The organism is Saccharopolyspora sp. 7B, from assembly GCF_020177435.1.
In the GTDB taxonomy this organism is placed as follows: domain Bacteria; phylum Actinomycetota; class Actinomycetes; order Mycobacteriales; family Pseudonocardiaceae; genus Saccharopolyspora_C; species Saccharopolyspora_C gregorii.
On record NZ_JAIUKC010000018.1, the window covers coordinates 66,050 to 81,884 of the forward strand.

Annotated in this window: 12 protein-coding genes and 2 pseudogenes; 3 read left to right on the top strand and 11 right to left on the bottom strand. The window is 72.2% G+C overall.

Features of this window, described 5'->3' with window-relative positions; all coding sequences use genetic code 11:
- Positions 1 to 9: 9 nt before the first annotated feature.
- Entirely contained in the window at positions 10 to 1,218 is a 1,209-nt protein-coding gene (locus LCD33_RS04000; protein ID WP_224956135.1) for an NRAMP family divalent metal transporter, read from the bottom strand.
- Between the two features lie 254 nt (positions 1,219 to 1,472).
- Here LCD33_RS04000 and LCD33_RS04005 point away from each other — a divergent pair, with 254 nt between their 5' ends.
- Positions 1,473 to 2,195 (top strand): GntR family transcriptional regulator, encoded by a 723-nt coding sequence (locus LCD33_RS04005; RefSeq protein WP_224956134.1) that lies wholly within the window; start codon positions 1,473 to 1,475, stop codon positions 2,193 to 2,195.
- 25 nt (positions 2,196 to 2,220) lie between these two features.
- Here LCD33_RS04005 and LCD33_RS04010 read toward each other — a convergent pair whose 3' ends face one another.
- The 8 genes and pseudogenes from LCD33_RS04010 to LCD33_RS04045 all read right to left on the bottom strand — a co-directional run.
- Positions 2,221 to 3,009 carry an ABC transporter permease gene (locus LCD33_RS04010; protein ID WP_224977523.1) on the bottom strand — a complete coding sequence of 263 codons (789 nt, stop codon included), beginning with the start codon at positions 3,007 to 3,009 and terminating at the stop codon, positions 2,221 to 2,223.
- Entirely contained in the window at positions 3,006 to 3,941 is a 936-nt protein-coding gene (locus tag LCD33_RS04015; protein ID WP_224956132.1) for an ABC transporter ATP-binding protein, read from the bottom strand. The genes LCD33_RS04010 and LCD33_RS04015 overlap by 4 nt, the downstream gene beginning before the upstream one ends.
- A gap of 146 nt (positions 3,942 to 4,087) precedes the next feature.
- Positions 4,088 to 4,930 carry an N-acetyl-1-D-myo-inositol-2-amino-2-deoxy-alpha-D-glucopyranoside deacetylase gene (gene mshB, locus LCD33_RS04020; RefSeq protein WP_224977524.1) on the bottom strand — a complete coding sequence of 281 codons (843 nt, stop codon included), beginning with the start codon at positions 4,928 to 4,930 and terminating at the stop codon, positions 4,088 to 4,090.
- A 66-nt stretch (positions 4,931 to 4,996) separates the two neighbouring features.
- Positions 4,997 to 5,983: a DUF3048 domain-containing protein gene (locus LCD33_RS04025; RefSeq protein WP_224965965.1), complete on the bottom strand. Its 987-nt coding sequence runs from the start codon at positions 5,981 to 5,983 to the stop codon at positions 4,997 to 4,999.
- Between the two features lie 308 nt (positions 5,984 to 6,291).
- On the bottom strand, positions 6,292 to 8,370 hold the full coding sequence (locus tag LCD33_RS04030) for a xanthine dehydrogenase family protein molybdopterin-binding subunit (protein ID WP_224977525.1): 2,079 nt from the start codon (positions 8,368 to 8,370) through the stop codon (positions 6,292 to 6,294).
- A complete protein-coding gene (locus LCD33_RS04035) occupies positions 8,367 to 9,350 on the bottom strand; it encodes a xanthine dehydrogenase family protein subunit M (RefSeq protein ID WP_224977526.1) in 984 nt (327 codons plus the stop codon). Before LCD33_RS04035 ends, LCD33_RS04030 begins: the two co-directional genes overlap by 4 nt.
- A pseudogene (locus LCD33_RS04040) lies at positions 9,347 to 9,619 on the bottom strand (2Fe-2S iron-sulfur cluster-binding protein); the annotation flags it as partial. The gene LCD33_RS04035 and the pseudogene LCD33_RS04040, both read right to left, overlap by 4 nt.
- A 444-nt stretch (positions 9,620 to 10,063) precedes the next feature.
- A pseudogene (locus tag LCD33_RS04045) lies at positions 10,064 to 10,219 on the bottom strand (2Fe-2S iron-sulfur cluster-binding protein); the annotation flags it as partial.
- Positions 10,220 to 10,377: 158 nt separating this feature from the next.
- Between LCD33_RS04045 and LCD33_RS04050 the strand changes: the two are divergent.
- Positions 10,378 to 11,538 (top strand): YDG/SRA domain-containing protein, encoded by a 1,161-nt coding sequence (locus LCD33_RS04050; protein ID WP_224977527.1) that lies wholly within the window; start codon positions 10,378 to 10,380, stop codon positions 11,536 to 11,538.
- A gap of 228 nt (positions 11,539 to 11,766) precedes the next feature.
- Here LCD33_RS04050 and LCD33_RS04055 read toward each other — a convergent pair whose 3' ends face one another.
- Both LCD33_RS04055 and LCD33_RS04060 read right to left on the bottom strand, forming a co-directional pair.
- Positions 11,767 to 12,051 (bottom strand): WhiB family transcriptional regulator, encoded by a 285-nt coding sequence (locus LCD33_RS04055; RefSeq protein ID WP_224977528.1) that lies wholly within the window; start codon positions 12,049 to 12,051, stop codon positions 11,767 to 11,769.
- A gap of 943 nt (positions 12,052 to 12,994) precedes the next feature.
- Complete coding sequence (locus tag LCD33_RS04060; RefSeq protein ID WP_224965976.1) at positions 12,995 to 13,411, bottom strand: hypothetical protein; 417 nt, start codon at positions 13,409 to 13,411, stop codon at positions 12,995 to 12,997.
- A 215-nt stretch (positions 13,412 to 13,626) separates the two neighbouring features.
- On the opposite strand from LCD33_RS04060, the gene LCD33_RS04065 reads away from it, so the two are divergent.
- Entirely contained in the window at positions 13,627 to 15,696 is a 2,070-nt protein-coding gene (locus LCD33_RS04065; RefSeq protein ID WP_224965977.1) for a bifunctional diguanylate cyclase/phosphodiesterase, read from the top strand.
- The last annotated feature ends 139 nt before the right edge of the window (positions 15,697 to 15,835 follow it).

Here is a 15,835-nt window from a genome sequence, read left to right on the forward strand (position 1 = left end):
CCCCTCCATTCACTGCCACAGCTGCGCCATCGCGCCGAGCGAGTTCACCCCGAAGTACAACGACAGCAGCCAGGCCAGCACGCCGATCACCAGCAGCCACCGCGGGTACCGGTACCCGCCGAGCAGGTCCCGGCGCCGCGCCCCGACCCACAGCAGCACGCCGAACCCGACCGGCAGGATCAGCCCGTTGAGCGCGCCCGCCAGCACCAGCAGCGTCGTCGGTGCCTGGTCCAGCAGCAGGAACACGACGGTGGACAGCGCGATGAACCCGACGACAAGCCAGCTGCGGGCCCGCTGCAGCGCCGGGGAGAAGGTCACCACGAACGACACCGAGGTGTAGGCGGCACCGACGACCGAGGTGATCGCCGCTGCCCACATGATCAGCCCGAACAGCCGGAGCCCGATCTCCCCGGCCGCGTGCTGGAACGCCTCCGCGGTCGGGTTGCCGGAACCGAGGGTGGCGCCCGCGGCGACGACGCCGAGCACCGCGAGGAACAGCACCGCCCGCATCACCCCGGTGACCAGCAGCGACAGCACCGATCCGCGGCTGACCTCGACGATCCGCTCCGGCCCGGTGACTCCGGCGTCGACGAGCCGGTGCGCGCCCGCGTAGGTGATGTAGCCGCCGACGGTGCCGCCGATGAGGGTGGTGACGGCGAGGAAGTCGACCCGGTCCGGCAGCACCGCCTGCTTCAGCGCCTCCCCCACCGGCGGGTCGGACACGACGGCGACGTAGCAGGTCAGCGCGATCATGAGCACGCCGAGCACGACCACGATCCGGTCCATCGCGACCCCGGCCCGCTTGCTCAGGAAGATCCCGATGGCCAGCAGCGCGGAAAGCCCGCCGCCGAGCTTCGCGTCCATCCCGACCATGGCGTCCAGGCCGAGCGCGGTGCCGGAGACGTTGGCGATGTTGAACACGAGCCCGCCGAACACGACGAGCGCGGCGATCGCGTAGCCCAACCCGGGCAGCACCGCGTTGCCGAGGTCTTGGGCGCGCATGCCGGAGACGCCGATGATGCGCCACACGTTGAGCTGCACCGCGATGTCGATGAGCACGGACAGCACGATCACGAAGGCGAACGCGGCGCCGAGCCGCACGGTGAAGTCGGTGGTCTGGGTGATGAACCCGGGGCCGATGGCGCTGGTGGCCATCAGGAAGACCGCCCCGATCAGCGCGCCGCGGTGGGCGCCGGTCTTCGTGGTGGTGCCGCTCATGCAGTGTCCTCCCGGCCTCCGGCCTGCCGCGCCGCCGTCCGCTGCGCTGGGGTTTCCCCGGCGGCCGGGTCGCCGGCCGCGCGGTGCCGCCACGATAGGGGCCGTTCGGCGAGGGATCAATAGTGCGTTCCTACATTCCCCATGTTCAACGTTCGATCGTTCAACAATCCTGCGGTAGCGTGTCGTCAGATCGTCGGACGTGCCCGCGGGCCGCCGCGGATACACTGCGGTTTCCGATCAACCCCGGGAGAGGCATGACCAGCGCGCAGTGGGTCGACCGGCTGGCAGCGGACCGGTCCCTGCTCGAACGGACCAGCACCGTCGAGCGCGTCACCGACCTGCTGCGGCAACGCATCATCCAAGGCGAACTGCCGCCCGGCACCCAGCTCTCCGAGGTCAGCGCGAAGGACGCGCTCGGCGTCTCCCGCAACACGCTGCGCGAGGCGTTCCGGCTGCTCGGCCACGAACGGCTGCTGGTGCACGAGATGCACAAGGGCGTCGCGGTGCGCAAACCCAGCAGCGCCGACGTCGCCGACCTGTACCGGCTGCGCCGCATCGTCGAGGTCGGCGCGGTCCGCCACGCCGCCACCACCAAGCGCGAACTGGTCACCGCGGTGGCCCGCGCGGTGCGCGCCGGCGAGCAGGCCGCCGCCGACGGCGACTGGAGCGAGGTCGGCACCGCCAACATGCGGTTCCACGAAGCGCTCGTCGGGCTCGCCGACAGCCCCCGCACCAACGACGCGATGGCCGGGCTGCTCGCCGAGCTGCGGCTCGCGTTCCACGTGATGTCCACCGACGAGCGGGGCGGGCTCGACCCGCAGCGCACCCGCGGCTTCTACGAGAGCTACGTGGAGCGCAACCGCGCCATCGCCGACCAGGTCGCCGCTGGCGAGCTGGAGGCCGCGGCCACCGCGCTGGAGACCTACCTCGCCGACGCCGAGGCCCAGCTGATCACCGCCTACGCGGAACGCACCTGACCGCGCGCCGGTCCAGCGGCAGGACTCAGTCGACGAGCCTGCGGCGCATCGCGGTGTAGGCGAGCAGCCACATCAGCGCCGCGAACAGCAGCAGCGCACCCACGTGCAGCAGGTCGACGCCCGGGCGCAGGCCGAACGAGGCGTCCCGCACCAGCTCCACGCAGTGGTACAGCGGGTTGAACGCGGCCACCGTCCCCGCCCAGCCCGGCAGCTGGTCGATCGGGAAGAACGTGCCCGCGACCAGGAACAGCGGCGTGATCACCGCGCTCACGATGTAGTTGAACGAGTCGATCGACGGCACCACCGCCGAGCACCAGATGCCGAACAGCGCGAACCCCAGCCCCGTGATCAACCCGACCAGCGGCACCAGCAGCATGCCCGGCGCCGGGTCGAGCCCGAACACCATCGCCACCAGCAGCGGGGCGCACCCGTACACCCCGGACTTGGTGGCGATCCACAGCGCCTCGGCCGCGACGAGCTCGTGCACGTCGATCGGCGCGGCGAGCATCGCGTCGTAGGAGTGCTGGAACTTGCGCCGCACGAACGTGGTGAACATGCCGGCGAACGCGCTGGTGAACAGCACCGACGTCGCCACCACCCCGGTGCCGAGGAACTCGATGTAGGGCAGCCCGCGGATGGTCGCGATCAGCGAGCCGAGCCCGAAGCCGAACGCCAGCAGGTAGATCGTCGGCTCCACCACCGAGGAGAACGTGCTGGACAACCAGTACCGGCGGTACAGCGTCAGCTCCCGCCGCCACACCCCGGCGAACGCGGCCAGTTCGAAGGTGCGCAGCCGCTGCGGCGTGGTGCTCATTCCACTGCCTCCCCGGTGAGCGAGACGAACACGTCCTCCAGGTTGCTCACCCGGCGGTGCCCGGTGCCGAGCCGCGCCGCCACCGGCTCCGGCATCAGCTCGGCGCGCAGCACCGAGACGGCGGGCCCGGTGCGCCGGGTGCTGAGCCCGGCCTCGCGGGTGATCGTCTCCACTTCGACGAGCCGCGCGGGCGGGCCGTAGTACTCGACGACGTCCTGCCCCGCGTGCTGCAGGCGCAGCTCGTCGGGGGTGCCGGTGGCGATGACGCGGCCCCCGGACATCACCGCCACGTCGTCGGCGAGGCGCTCGGCCTCCTCGATGTAGTGCGTCGACATGAGCACGGTGACGCCGTCCGAGCGCAGCGCGTCGATCAGCGCCCACAGCTCCTGGCGCACCTGCGGGTCCAGGCCCACCGTCGGCTCGTCGAGCAGCACCAGCCGCGGCGAGTGCACCAGGCCGCGGGCGATGAGCAACCTGCGGCGCATCCCGCCGGAGAGCTCGTCGGTCTTGGTGTCGGCCCGCTTGCGCAGCTGCGCGAGGTCCAGCGCGCGCAGCACCGCCGCCGCCCGCTCGGCCCGCGGCACCCGGTACAGGTGCGCGAAGACCTCCAGGTTCTGCCGGGCGGTGAGCTCCTCGTCCAGGTTGTCCAGCTGCGGCACCACGCCCATCGCGGTGCGCGCCCGCTTCGACTCGCGCGGGACCCGGAAGCCGAGCACCTCGATCTCCCCGGCGTCCGCCCTGGTCTGCGCGGTGATCAAGCGCATCGTGGTGGACTTGCCCGCACCGTTGGGCCCGAGCAGGCCCAGGCAGGTCCCGGCGGTGACGGTCAGGTCGAGGCCGTCCACCGCGGTGATCTCGCCGTAGCGCTTCACCACGCCGCGCAGCGCCAGCGCGGATGACGTCCTCGTCGCGACACGCTGCCGTGCGGTCATGCGCGTTCCCCCCCAGGTGGCCCGTGGACTCCGCCAACCGTACCGACGCGGCCCGGCCGACCGGCGCAACCGCGGAGATCGCCGCGCGGCGCGGCGATCCCGGCGGCGGCTCGTACCTCCCGGCGGGGCCGCCGCCCCGCGGACCGCTAGGCGAGCCCGGCGAACAGGTCCTGCTCGGCGCCGTGCGGTCCGGTGCCCGGACCGCGTTCGCCGCGCACCAGCAGGAAGTGCTCGACGGCGAACTCGGGGCGGCGCACCACCTGGGCGAAGAAGCCGTCTTCGTCGATGTTCACCTGGCTGCGGTAGTGGCGCAGCGCCGCCAGCTTCGCCTCGTGGTGCGCGGCGCCGTCCAGCACCGCGGTGATCTCCTCGTCGGGCATGGTGTTCGGCTTGAACTCGGTGATCCCGGCCTCCCGCACGCGTTCCGCGAACGAGTCGGGCAGCACCGTCCAGTACACCTTCGGCACCTGCCAGGCCGCGCCGAGCTCCGGGGCGAACTCGGGGTCGGCGGCCGGGTCGAGCGCGTTCATCAGCGCCCGGTGCGCAGCGATGTGGTCGGGGTGGCCGTAGCCGCCGAAGTCGTCGTAGGTGATCGCGACGTGCGGACGTTCGGCGCGCAGCAGCGCGACCATCTGCCGGGTGACCTCCACCGGGTCGGCGGCGGCGAACACCCCGTCCTCGTGGTTGCTGTCCAGCCCGGCCATGCCGCTATCGCGCCAGCGCCCGGGGCCGCCCAGCCAGTGGTGGCGGATGTCGCCGAGCTCGGTGAGCGCGGTCGCGATCTCGCCGCGGCGGTGCTCACCGAGCGCGTCCGGAGCGCCCCGCAGGTGGGCGAGGTCGGCGGCGACGACCTCGCCGAGCTCTCCGCTGGTGCAGGTCACCAGGGTCACGGTGGTGCCGTCCGCCGCGTAGCGGGCCATGGTGGCGCCGGTGGCGGTGGCTTCGTCGTCGGGGTGGGCGTGGACCAGTAGCAAGCGGCGGTCGCTCATGCTTTCGAGAGTAGCCAACTCCACCGACTAGGCGGCGGAGTCCGCCGCCCGCTCCCCGGCCGGCCGTCACAGCCGGTCCGACAGCACCACCCACACCGGACCGGACGCGAACGGCAGCGGTTCGCCGGACGCCGTCGTGTACGTGGTGCCCACGTCGGCGGAGGGCCGGGACCAGCGCGCGTCGAAGGCCTTCCCGTCGCGCAGCACCACGGCCCGGCCGGAGCCCACCGTCGCGGCGTGCGGCGAGGCGCCCCCCGCCACGTCCTTCATCGCCGAGTCCCGCACCTCTACCTGCTGCAGCACGACGGTGCCCGCACCGAGCCGCCCGCTGTCCGCCGCCGTCGCGGGCGCGCCGTCCATCGACACCAGCCAGCGCCGCTGCTCCGGCGACCAGGTGAAACCGGTGGAGGCCGCCCGGTAGTCGACCTGCGCGGAGGTGCGCGGCGCACCGCCCGCCGGGGCGGGCCCGAACGCCAGCGGCGCCTTCGGCGACCAGCCGGCGCCCGCGGGCAGCTCGCCGGGGCGGACGTAGAGGTTGTGCGGCACCGGCTTGCCGGTGCCGCGGAAGAACGCACCGGGCGCCTGCTCCGGCTGGACCGCTTCGAGCGGCGCGGCGTTCAGCGCCGGCAGCAGTTCCGGGGCCGCGCCGGAGAACGCCAGCGTCGGCCTGCCGTACTGGGCGAGCAGTTCCAGGTCGGTCTCGCGGGCGCTGCGCACCGGCCCGACGACGGGCGGGCGCTGCTTCCCGAACACGGCGACGAGCCTGCTCAAGCCACCTTCGACCGGTTCGACGACGACCACGTCCGCGGCGCCGATACCGGTCGGCGGCCGGGCTTCCGGGGCGTTGTCGATCTTCACCGCGAGCACCGGGTCGTCGCTGCCGGGAGCTCCTTCGGCGGGCGTCGGTTCGGCGGTGGGCGGAGCCGCGCCCTGCGGGGCGTCCGGGGCGCGCTGCGTCCGCGCGGGCTGGCAGGCGAGACCACCCGCCAGCACGGTCACCAGCACCGCGAGCAGCACCACCGCTCGTCCGAGAAATCCGCGGTTCCGCACCATCGCCCACCCCTCACTCGAACACCCAGAGTGCCCCTCTTTCGGGTGACGAGCAAGGTTCGCAAGGCCCTGACCAGGTGTTGTTCATGGAAGGACTACCTCCGACGGTCACGATCAGTGCACCGTTCCGACCAGTAGCCGCCCCACCCACCAGCGCCCACCCGCGAACCGCACCGGAGTGAACGGACCGTCTGACCAACGGGATGGGACGAACGGTCCGTTCACCCGCGCACCAACACGAGTGAACGGACCGTCCGTCCAACGAGATGGGACGAACGGTCCGTTCACTCCTCCAGCGGTGCGCCGCCGGGTCAGCCGCCCAGCAGCTTGTCCGGCGTGATCGGCAGGTCCCGGACCCGGATGCCGGTGGCGTGGTGCACCGCGTTCGCGATGGCGGCGGGCGAACCCACGATGCCGATCTCGCCGACGCCGCGGCTGCCCATCGGGTTCGAATGCGGGTCGTGCTCGTCGAGCCAGCTCACCTCGATGTCGGCGACGTCGGCGTGCGCGGCGACGTGGTACTGCGCGAGGTCGTGGTTGATGACGTGCCCGAACTGCGGGTCGAGGACGCTGTGCTCGAACAGCGCCATGGACATGCCCATGGTGATGCCGCCGAGCAGCTGCGACCGCACGAGCCGCGGGTTCACGACCTGCCCCACGGAGAACACGCCGAGCAGCCGCGGCACCCGCACCTCACCGGTGTCGGCGTTGACGCGGACTTCGGCGAAGTGCGCGCCGAACGAGTGGATGGCGTACCGCTGCTCGTCCGGGTCGTCGGGAATCGCGCCGTCGGCTTCGTCGCCGTCGGCGGGGTCGTGGCCGAACTTCTCCCGGAACCGCCGGGCCGCTTCGACGACGGTCGTTCCCCAGGAGGTGAGCCCGGAGGAGCCGCCTTCGACGGTGGCGGTGGGCAGCGCGGTGTCGCCGAGCTCCAAGTCCACATCGGACACCGGGCGGTCCAGCGCGTCGGCGGCGATCTGGGTGAGCGCGGTCCGGGTGCCGGTGCCGATGTCGGCGGCGCCGATGCGCACCTCGTAGCGCCCGTCGCGGTACCGGACGGTGGCGGTGGAGCCGGGCATCTTGTAGCCGGGGTAGGTGGCGCTCGCGACGCCGGTGCCGACCAGCCAGTCCCCGTCCCGCGCGGACCGCGGCGCCGGGTCGCGGCCGGCCCAGCCGAACCGTTCGGCGCCTTCGCGCAGGCATTCGGCGAGGTGCCGCGCGGAGTGCGGCAGCCCGGTGGCGGGATCGACGGCGGGTTCGTTGCGGCAGCGCAGGTCGATCGGGTCGATCCCGCAGGCTTCGGCGAGTTCGTCCACTGCGGACTCGGTGGCGAACATGCCGGGTGCTTCGCCGGGTGCGCGCATCCAGAACGGGACGGGCACGTCGAGCGCCGCGAGCCGGTGCGTGGTGCGGCGGTTCGGCGCGGCGTAGACGGTGCGGGTGCCGACGGCGGTCTGCTCGGCGAACTCCTGCACGGTGGAGGTCTGCTCGACGACGTCGTGGGTGACGAGTTCCAGCTTCCCGTCGCGGTCCGCGCCGAGCCGCACGTGCTGGATGGTGGGCGTGCGGTAGCCGACGAGCGCGAACATCTGCTGCCGGGTCAGCGCGAGCTTCACCGGCCGTCCGCCCGCGACCCGGGCGGCGAGCGCGGCGAGCGCGTTGTGCGCGTGCGCGGTGCCCTTGGAGCCGAAGCCGCCGCCGACGTGCGGGGCGAGCACTCGGATCCGCTCCGGGTCGAGCCCGAGCACCGGCGCGAGCCGTGACCGCATCTGGTGCACGCCCTGCGTCGAGTCGTACATCGTGAGCACGCCGCCGCGCCAGGTCGCGATGGTGGCGTGCGGTTCCATCGGGTTGTTGTGCTCCATCGGCGTCGTGTAGGTCGCGTCCACCACGACCGCCGGTTCCGCGCCGTCCGGGTCGCCGTCGCGCGTGTCGGCGGCGAACGACGGGTTGACCACCTCCGGCGCGTAGAGCGCGTCGTCGTCGCCGCGCAGCACCACGTGGTGCGGTTCCCGCCGGTAGTCGACGCGCACCAGATCCGCGGCCTGCCGTGCGATCTCGGGGGTTTCGGCGAGCACCGCGCCGATGAGCTGGCCCCGGAACGCGATCTCCGGGGATTGCAGCACCCACAGCTCGGCGTCGGAGTCGGTCGCCAGCCGGGGCGCGTTCTCGTGGGTGAGCACCGTCGCGACGCCGTCGAGGTCTTCGGCGGCGTGCACGTCGATGTCCTCGATCCGGCCGCGCGCGATCGTCGCCTGCACCGGATGCACGTACAGCGGGTCGGGCACGGGGTGCTCGAACGCGTAGCGCGCGGTGCCGTTGATCTTGTCCGGGCCGTCCAGCCGTTCCAGCGGGGCGCCGATCGCCCGTGGCCGCAGCAGGTCCGTCATCGCGCCTCCTCCACCAGGTCCCGCAGCACGGCGACGAGCGTCCCGCGGGTCATCGGCACCTTGTACGCGTTGCCGCTGAGCGGTTCGGCCGCGGCCAGTTCGGCGTCCGCGGCCGCGCGGAACGCCTGCTCGCCGACGGGCGCACCGCGCAGGGCCCCTTCGGCGCGGGTGGCCCGCCACGGCTTGTGCGCGACCCCGCCGAGCGCGATCCGCGCGTTGCGCACCCGGCCGTCCGCGACGTCCAGGTCGACGGCGACCGAGACGAGCGCGAACGCGTACGACGCCCGCTCCCGCACCTTCCGGTAGACCGAGTGCGGCGCGCTGCCCGGCAGGTCGACCGCGGTGATCAACTCGCCGTGGCGCAGCACCGAGTCCCGCTGCGGTTCGTCACCCGGCAGCCGGTGGAACTCGACGACCGGCACCGCGCGTTCCCCCTCCGGGCCCTGCACCCGAACCTGCGCGTCCAGCGCCGCCATCGCCACCGCCATGTCGGAGGGGTGCGTGGCCACGCACTCCGGGGAGGCGCCGAAGATCGCCGCGTCGCGGTGGTGCCCGCCGATCGCCGAGCACCCCGCCCCCGGATCGCGCTTGTTGCACGGGGTAGTCACGTCCTGGAAGTACGGGCACCGGGTGCGCTGCAGCAGGTTCCCGCCGGTGGTGGCGGCGTTGCGCAGCTGCCCCGAGGCGCCCGCCAGCAGCGCCTGCGCCAACGCCGGGAACCGGGTGCGCACCAGCGGGTGGGCCGCGAGGTCGCTGTTGCGCACCCCCGCCCCCACCCGCATCCCGCCGTCCGGGAGCTCCCGCACCTCGTCCAGCGGCAGCCGCGACACGTCCACCAGCAGCTCCGGCGCACTCACCCCCAATTTCAGGTGGTCGACGAGATTCGTGCCGCCCGCGAGGAACACCGCCCCCGGGTTCCGCGCCACGGTCGCCACCGCGCCCGCCGCGTCGTCCGGGCGCACGTAGTCGAACGGGTTCATCGCGATCCCTCCCGCCGGGCCGCGTCGCGGATCGCGGCGACGATGTTCACGTAGGCGCCGCAGCGGCACAGGTTCCCGCTCATCCGCTCCCGGATCTCCGCGTCGTCGAGCTCCTCGAACCCGGCGGCGACGTCCGCGGTCACGTGGCTCGGCCTGCCGTCGGCGGCCTCGGCGAGCATCCCCACCGCCGAGCACACCTGGCCCGGGGTGCAGTACCCGCACTGGAACGCGTCGTGCTCCAGGAACGCCTGAGCGACCGGGTGCACCTCCCGCTCGGCCGGCGGTCGTCCCGGGGCCGCCACGAGACCGGTGGCACCCGCGCCGCCGGGTCCGGGAACGACCTCCCACGTCGGTTCACCGTCCACCGACCGGGCGTCCCGACCGCCGGAGGCCCCCGCCGCGGCACCAGCGGACCCGCCCGGGCCGGTTCCCGCCTCGGCAACCTCCGCAGTACCGCTTCCCGCGAGCCGCCCCGTGCCAGCTTCCGCCGCAGGTTCGCCGGTTCCCGGCCCGGCAGTGGCAGGGCCATCGCCACCCGGCGCGCCCCCGCCGGCACCCGGTCCGGATTCGGCGGCACCCCTCCCAGCCCCGGCGGGTTCACCGGCTCCAGGCCCACCAGCGGCAGGTCCGACGGCTCCCAGCCCGGCAGCGGTGATGATCTCCGCACCATCGGCGGCCACCGCCAGCAACAGGCAGGTCAGCACCCGCCGCCCGTCCACCAGCGCCGTGCACGCCCCGCACTGCCCGTGGTCGCAGCCCTTCTTCACCGAGACCACCCCCAAGTGCTCGCGCAACCCGTCCAGCACGGTCACCCGAGGCTCCACCTCGAGCCCGCACCGCACACCGTCCACCGACCAAGCGATCTCCATCGACGTCCCCTCCCCGAAAGAGCTCCCCCGCCAGGGTGAGGGGCGTCCAGGTGGTTCGCTCGGCGCCGACACCAGAACGTCGAGACCGCGACATCACACGGAAAATGCCTCCTTGATCGGGTGACCCTGACTAGGGTGGCCGCGTGGATCTTGGCGCAGTGACCGAAGCCGACATTCAGTCCGCGACCGAGCGCTGGAACTCGTTGCCCGAGCACACACCCCGGGACGACATCCAAGAGCTGCTCATCTGCAACAGGAAGCACTACGACATCAGCGGCCTCGCACGGATCATCAGCGGCGCCGCCTCGGACTCCCCTTCCACCTCGACTCCGCTTGCGCCGGAAGACGAACGAGCCCTCGCCAAGAGGGCCGCGGACCTGGGGTTCTCCGTGATCGCCAGGCCGGACAAGACGAAGAGACCCGAGCCGGTCTTCGGCCACATACCCGGCGTTGTGGAACAACATCTCTTCCCCACCCGGTACGACGCGCATCTCCTCGGCGTTCATCGCGCGCTCCAAGCCGGCATCGTCGGCACCAGAAAAGAAGGTGCCGAATCCATCGTCGTCTCCGGCGGTTACGAAGACGACGAAGACCAGGGACACACGATCATCTACACCGGTCACGGTGGCCAAGACGAGCGCAAGCGCCAGATCCGGCACCAGAGCTTCGACGACCCGGGCAACGCTGCGTTGCAAACCAGCACGTTCACCGGAAGGCCGGTGCGCGTGGTACGTCGGGCGAACGCGTCCAACGGCAGCGCGTCCGGGTCGGGGTACAGCTACGCAGGTCTTTTCGTCGTTGAAGAGTCCTGGCACGCGCCCGGTCTCCGCGGGTTCGAGATGTGCCGGTTCCGGCTCGTCAAGCTGCAAGAACCGGACGCTTCGGCGCCTGCTCCCGAGGCTCCTGCGGAACAAGCGCCCGTTGGGACCCGAACGCCTGGCCGTCGCAGGCGCACCTCCGACGAGGTCAGCAGGCTCAGCGCGGTGCGGCGATACGTGCTAGCGGCCTACGACTACACCTGCCAGGCGTGCCGCGGAGAACTGTTGATCAATGGCACGCCCTACGCCGAAGGCGCGCACATCCGCGGAGTGGGCGCACCGCACCACGGTCCGGACGAGATCGACAACATGCTGTGCTTGTGCCCGAACTGCCACGTCCAGCTCGACAAAGGGGCTCTCTTCATCGAGGCGGATCTGACCGTCGTTCGGAACGGGGTCCGGGAAGCCAAGCTCCACACGGTTGCGTCCTGCCTCCCCGCCGCTGAGCACCTGGAGTACCACCGGGCGAGGAAATCCCCGCCACCCGCGAACCCCGACTAGACCGCACCGCGCCGAACAACCTTTCGTGGTTGTCGGTACGAGCTTCCCGCGCGGGAGGTCTTCGGGGGCCTCGGGGGATGAGGGCGAGGGCATCGAACGCGGCGGGGCGGGCGTCGAGCTCCCCGGCGGAGGTCTAGCTCGACGGCCGGGTGGGGGCCGTGGTTCGAGCGGAACGCGTCGGTGGCGGTTCTGCGCGGTGGAACACGTGCAGTCCGCAGTGGACGGAAGTCATGCCGCGTCGGCGGCGAGTTCGGCGGCGCGGGCGGCGACGCGGAGTTCGCGGCGCTCGCTTTCGCTGAGGCCGCCCCAGATCCCGGACAGGTCCGCGTTGCCGAGCGCGTAGCGCAGGCAGTCCTCGCGCACCTCGCAGGAACCGCAGATGCGCTTGGCCATCTTCCCGGACTGACCCTTCTCCGGGAAGAACGCGTCCGGGTCGGACTGGGCGCACAGCGCCGACTGGTACCAGTCGGCCGCGCCGGTCGGGGCGGTGATCGCGTCGATGATCTTGATCATTCGTACCTCTCATTCGTGCGGATCAGCACGGGTCGGAATTGCTCGTGTTCAGCGGTCGGGACCGGCCAGGTCGCGCACGCACGTTTCGCAGCGGGACCACTCGTCGAGCTTGCTGCCGAATGCGGGAACGGTCACGCATCCGCACAAGGCCACTCGGCCGTCCACTCCGCCTATGCGGACTTAGCGGGCATCAGCGGGCACGTGGTGCAGCACCTTCTGCAGAAGACCAGGCCACCAGCGCACGGCTTCGTTCATATTCACTTCTTCCCGAGGGGCGATCCGAGGCACGGCGCGAGTCCGCGCGGGATCGAGCGGAAGTTCGGATGCGCCGCGGAATCGCGGGGCGGACTCGCCCGGCGGAAGCGGCGGAAAAGGGAGCGGCGCAGCGACGCTAAACGCGCGTCGGCACCGGTCTCCGCGCGCCGGCGCGACAGCGACCGGAGGTCACATCACCGCAGCTCAGCGCATTTCCCGGGGCGTTCGGTGCGCCGGTCGTCCCGAATCCGCGCAGCCCGGGGGCGGGGCAGCGGACGGCGGGATTCGACCGGCCGCCACCGCGGGCGGTCGGGCACCTGATTTCGGCCCAGCAACTCTTCTCCTGTTCGGCGTCTCGTGCGCCGGACCGGGCGAAGCCCCGAACCACCCGATCCGGCTGAAAGAGGGGCTCACGCGACGGTGCGACGACTCATCGCGGAGCGAAATGAATTCCGAGAACCGCCCGGTCAGCGACCGGACGAACCACCGCACAGCGCTACCCCTGCGAACGAAACTGCCGCTGCACGACGCGGTGGCCACCGGAACGCGGTGCTATGTCACGAGTTCCGGCGACCGCCACTTTAACCACAACATTCGGAGTTGTCCAGCAACCCATTTCGAACGCATCACGGCGCATTACCGAGCGCCCCGCGAAATCCGAAGTGGACGGGTGGTGACCGGTACCGGATCAGCTCCGCCACGCCTCCCTGCCGTGCATCACCAACGCGTAGACCACCAGCACGTCCACCACGATCGCCACCGAGGACCACAGCGGCGAGGCGGCGAACAGCACGACGTTCGCCAGCACGCTCAGCACCGCCAGCACGACCGCGACCACCCGCGCCCAGGTCCGGCCGCCGAACAGGCCCATCCCCACGGCGGCCAGCACCACGCCCAACAGCAGGAAACCGAGGCCGACGCCGTAGAGGTCGAGCCGCACCCACTCGCCGCCGGGCGTGAGATAAGTGGTGCCCGAGCGGGCCAGCGCGAACAGGCCGTTGACGATCTGCACGACTCCGGTCAGCACCAGCATGAACGCGGCGAAGTACACCCAGCCCACCCAACCGGTGGGGCGCTGCCGGGGATGCGGGACGAGCGTAGCCATGACGACCTCCGAGGCGGGACCTCCGATCACCACGCTGCCCCGCCCGGCAGCGCGGGCCCAGGGCCGAAAGCCCCATTCCGATTTCTTGCCGGTGTCACCGGTTCGGCGGTACCGTGAGCGACCTCGGCCCTGGTCGAGCGCCCGGATCAGGCTCCTCGCGCCGCCGGTCGCGGTCGGCTCGGCACTCCCGCGCACCGCCGCGGAACGGAGATCTTGTGAACGCATTCCCTCCCCTGCCCGGCACCGGCTTCCACCGCACCGGAACCCAGGTGGAGACGGAACGGCTGCTGGGGGCGCTGGCCGCCGACATGCGCGAGTACGCCATCTTCGCCCTCGACGCGGACGGCCGGGTCACCACCTGGAACCGCGGCGCCCAGCTGATCAAGCAGTACACCAGCGAGGAGATCATCGGCAGGCACTTCTCCACGTTCTACCCGGCGGAGTACATCGCATCCGGCTACCCGACGTGGGAGTTGGAGCAGGCGGCCGCGCACGGCTTCTTCATCGACCGCGGCTGGCGGCTGCGCAAGGACGGTTCCGCGTTCTGGGCACACGTGGTGATCACCGCGCAGCGCACCACCGACGGCACCCTCGACGGGTTCATCAAGGTGACCAGGGACGAATCGGAGGCGTTCGCCCAGCGCGAGCGCTCGGACCGCCGCTTCACCGACCTGTTCCAGCTGGCGCCGACGGGCATCGCGCTGCTCGACGAGCGGGACCGGATCCTCGACGCCAACGGCGCCCTGTGCGAACTGCTCGGGTACCGCCCGCACGGCCTGGTGGCCGCCGAGCTGATGCACCCGCTGGACGGGGTGGCGGGCCTGGTGCCGCGCGCGGTGCCGCCGGGCCACGACCGGGCGCCCGGGTCGGTGGCGCAGCGGCGGCTGGCGCAGGCGGGCGGGCAGCCGATGTGGTGCGAGGTGCGGTGCGCGGCGTCGGTGGACCACGACGGGAACCGGTTCTGGCTGGCCGTGTTCCAGGACCTCACCGAGCAGGTCCGGCGCACCGAGACCTTGCACTTCCAGGCGACCCACGACCAGCCGACCGGCCTGCTGAACCGGCGCGGCGTCAACGAAGTGCTCGCGCCGTTGCTGTCCGCCGACACCGCGGGCCGGGTCGGGGTGCTGTTCTGCGACCTGGACAACTTCAAGCGGTTCAACGATTCGCTGGGCCACGACGCGGGGGACGAGCTGATGGCGACGCTCGCGCGGCGGCTGGTCGACGAGCTGCCCGAGTCGTGCACGCCGGCCCGGCTGTACGGCGACGAGTTCCTCGTCATCTGCTCGAACCTGCCGGGCTGCGGCGGCATGGAGGCGCTGCACCGCACGGTCTCGGACATCCTGTGCGCGACGACGCCGCTGCGCGGCAGGCTGCTCAGCGTCACGGCCACCTTCGGCGCGGCGACCGCGCAGGACGGCATCACCCCGGCGGAGCTCATCCGGTCGGCGGACGCGGCGATGTTGCAGGCGAAGCGGCGCGGGCACGGCCGCACCGCGCCCGCGAGCGCGCCCGCGCAGCTGGCGCTGGAGGAGGAGCTGCGGGAGGCGTTGGCGCACGACGGCCTGGAGCTGCACTTCCAGCCGGTGTTCCGCCGCGACGGCTCCATCACGCTCGCCGAGGCGCTGGTGCGCTGGCCGCACCCGGAGCGCGGCCTGCTGCGGCCGGACACGATCCTGCCGGTCGCCACCCAGGGCGGGATGCTCGCGGACCTGGACCGCTGGGTGCTGCGTGCGGCGCTGCGCGAGGCGACGGGCTGGCAGCGCATCGGCGGCCGCGCACCCGGTGTCGCGGTGAACCTCTCCGGGCTCTCGCCGGAGGACGACGGCTTCCACGAGGAGATCACCTCGGAGATCGCCGCCAGCGGCATCGAACCGGGCCGGGTCGTGCTGGAGATGGTGGAGACGGTGCTGGTGGAGCTGCCCGCGCGGCCGCGGGGCGTGATGAGCGGGCTCGCCCGGGACGGGGTGCGGTTCGCGATGGACGACTTCGGGACCGGCTACTCGTCGCTGGCGCGGCTCAAGGACCTGCCCACCCAGATCGTGAAGCTGGACCGCCGGTTCGTCTCCGGGATGGGCACCGATCCGGTGGACCTCGGCATCACCCGCGCGGTCATCGAGCTGTCGCACGCGATGGGCCGGATGTGCATCGCGGAGGGCGTGGAGAACACCACCCAGCACGACCTGCTCGACCACCTCGGCGTGGACGCCTACCAGGGTTTCCTGTTCGCCCACCCGGCCCCGGCCGAGAACCTGCGCGCGCTGCTGGCCAACTCCGCCCGCGCCTGACCTCGTACGACGAGGGGCCGCACCGGAACCACAGGGGGGCCCGGGGGGGGGGGGGGGCGGGGGGGCGCCCCCGCCCCCGCCGCTGATTTAGGGGGGCGATAAGCGGCGCCGGGGGGTGACTCTTTTTGGGGGGGTGGCG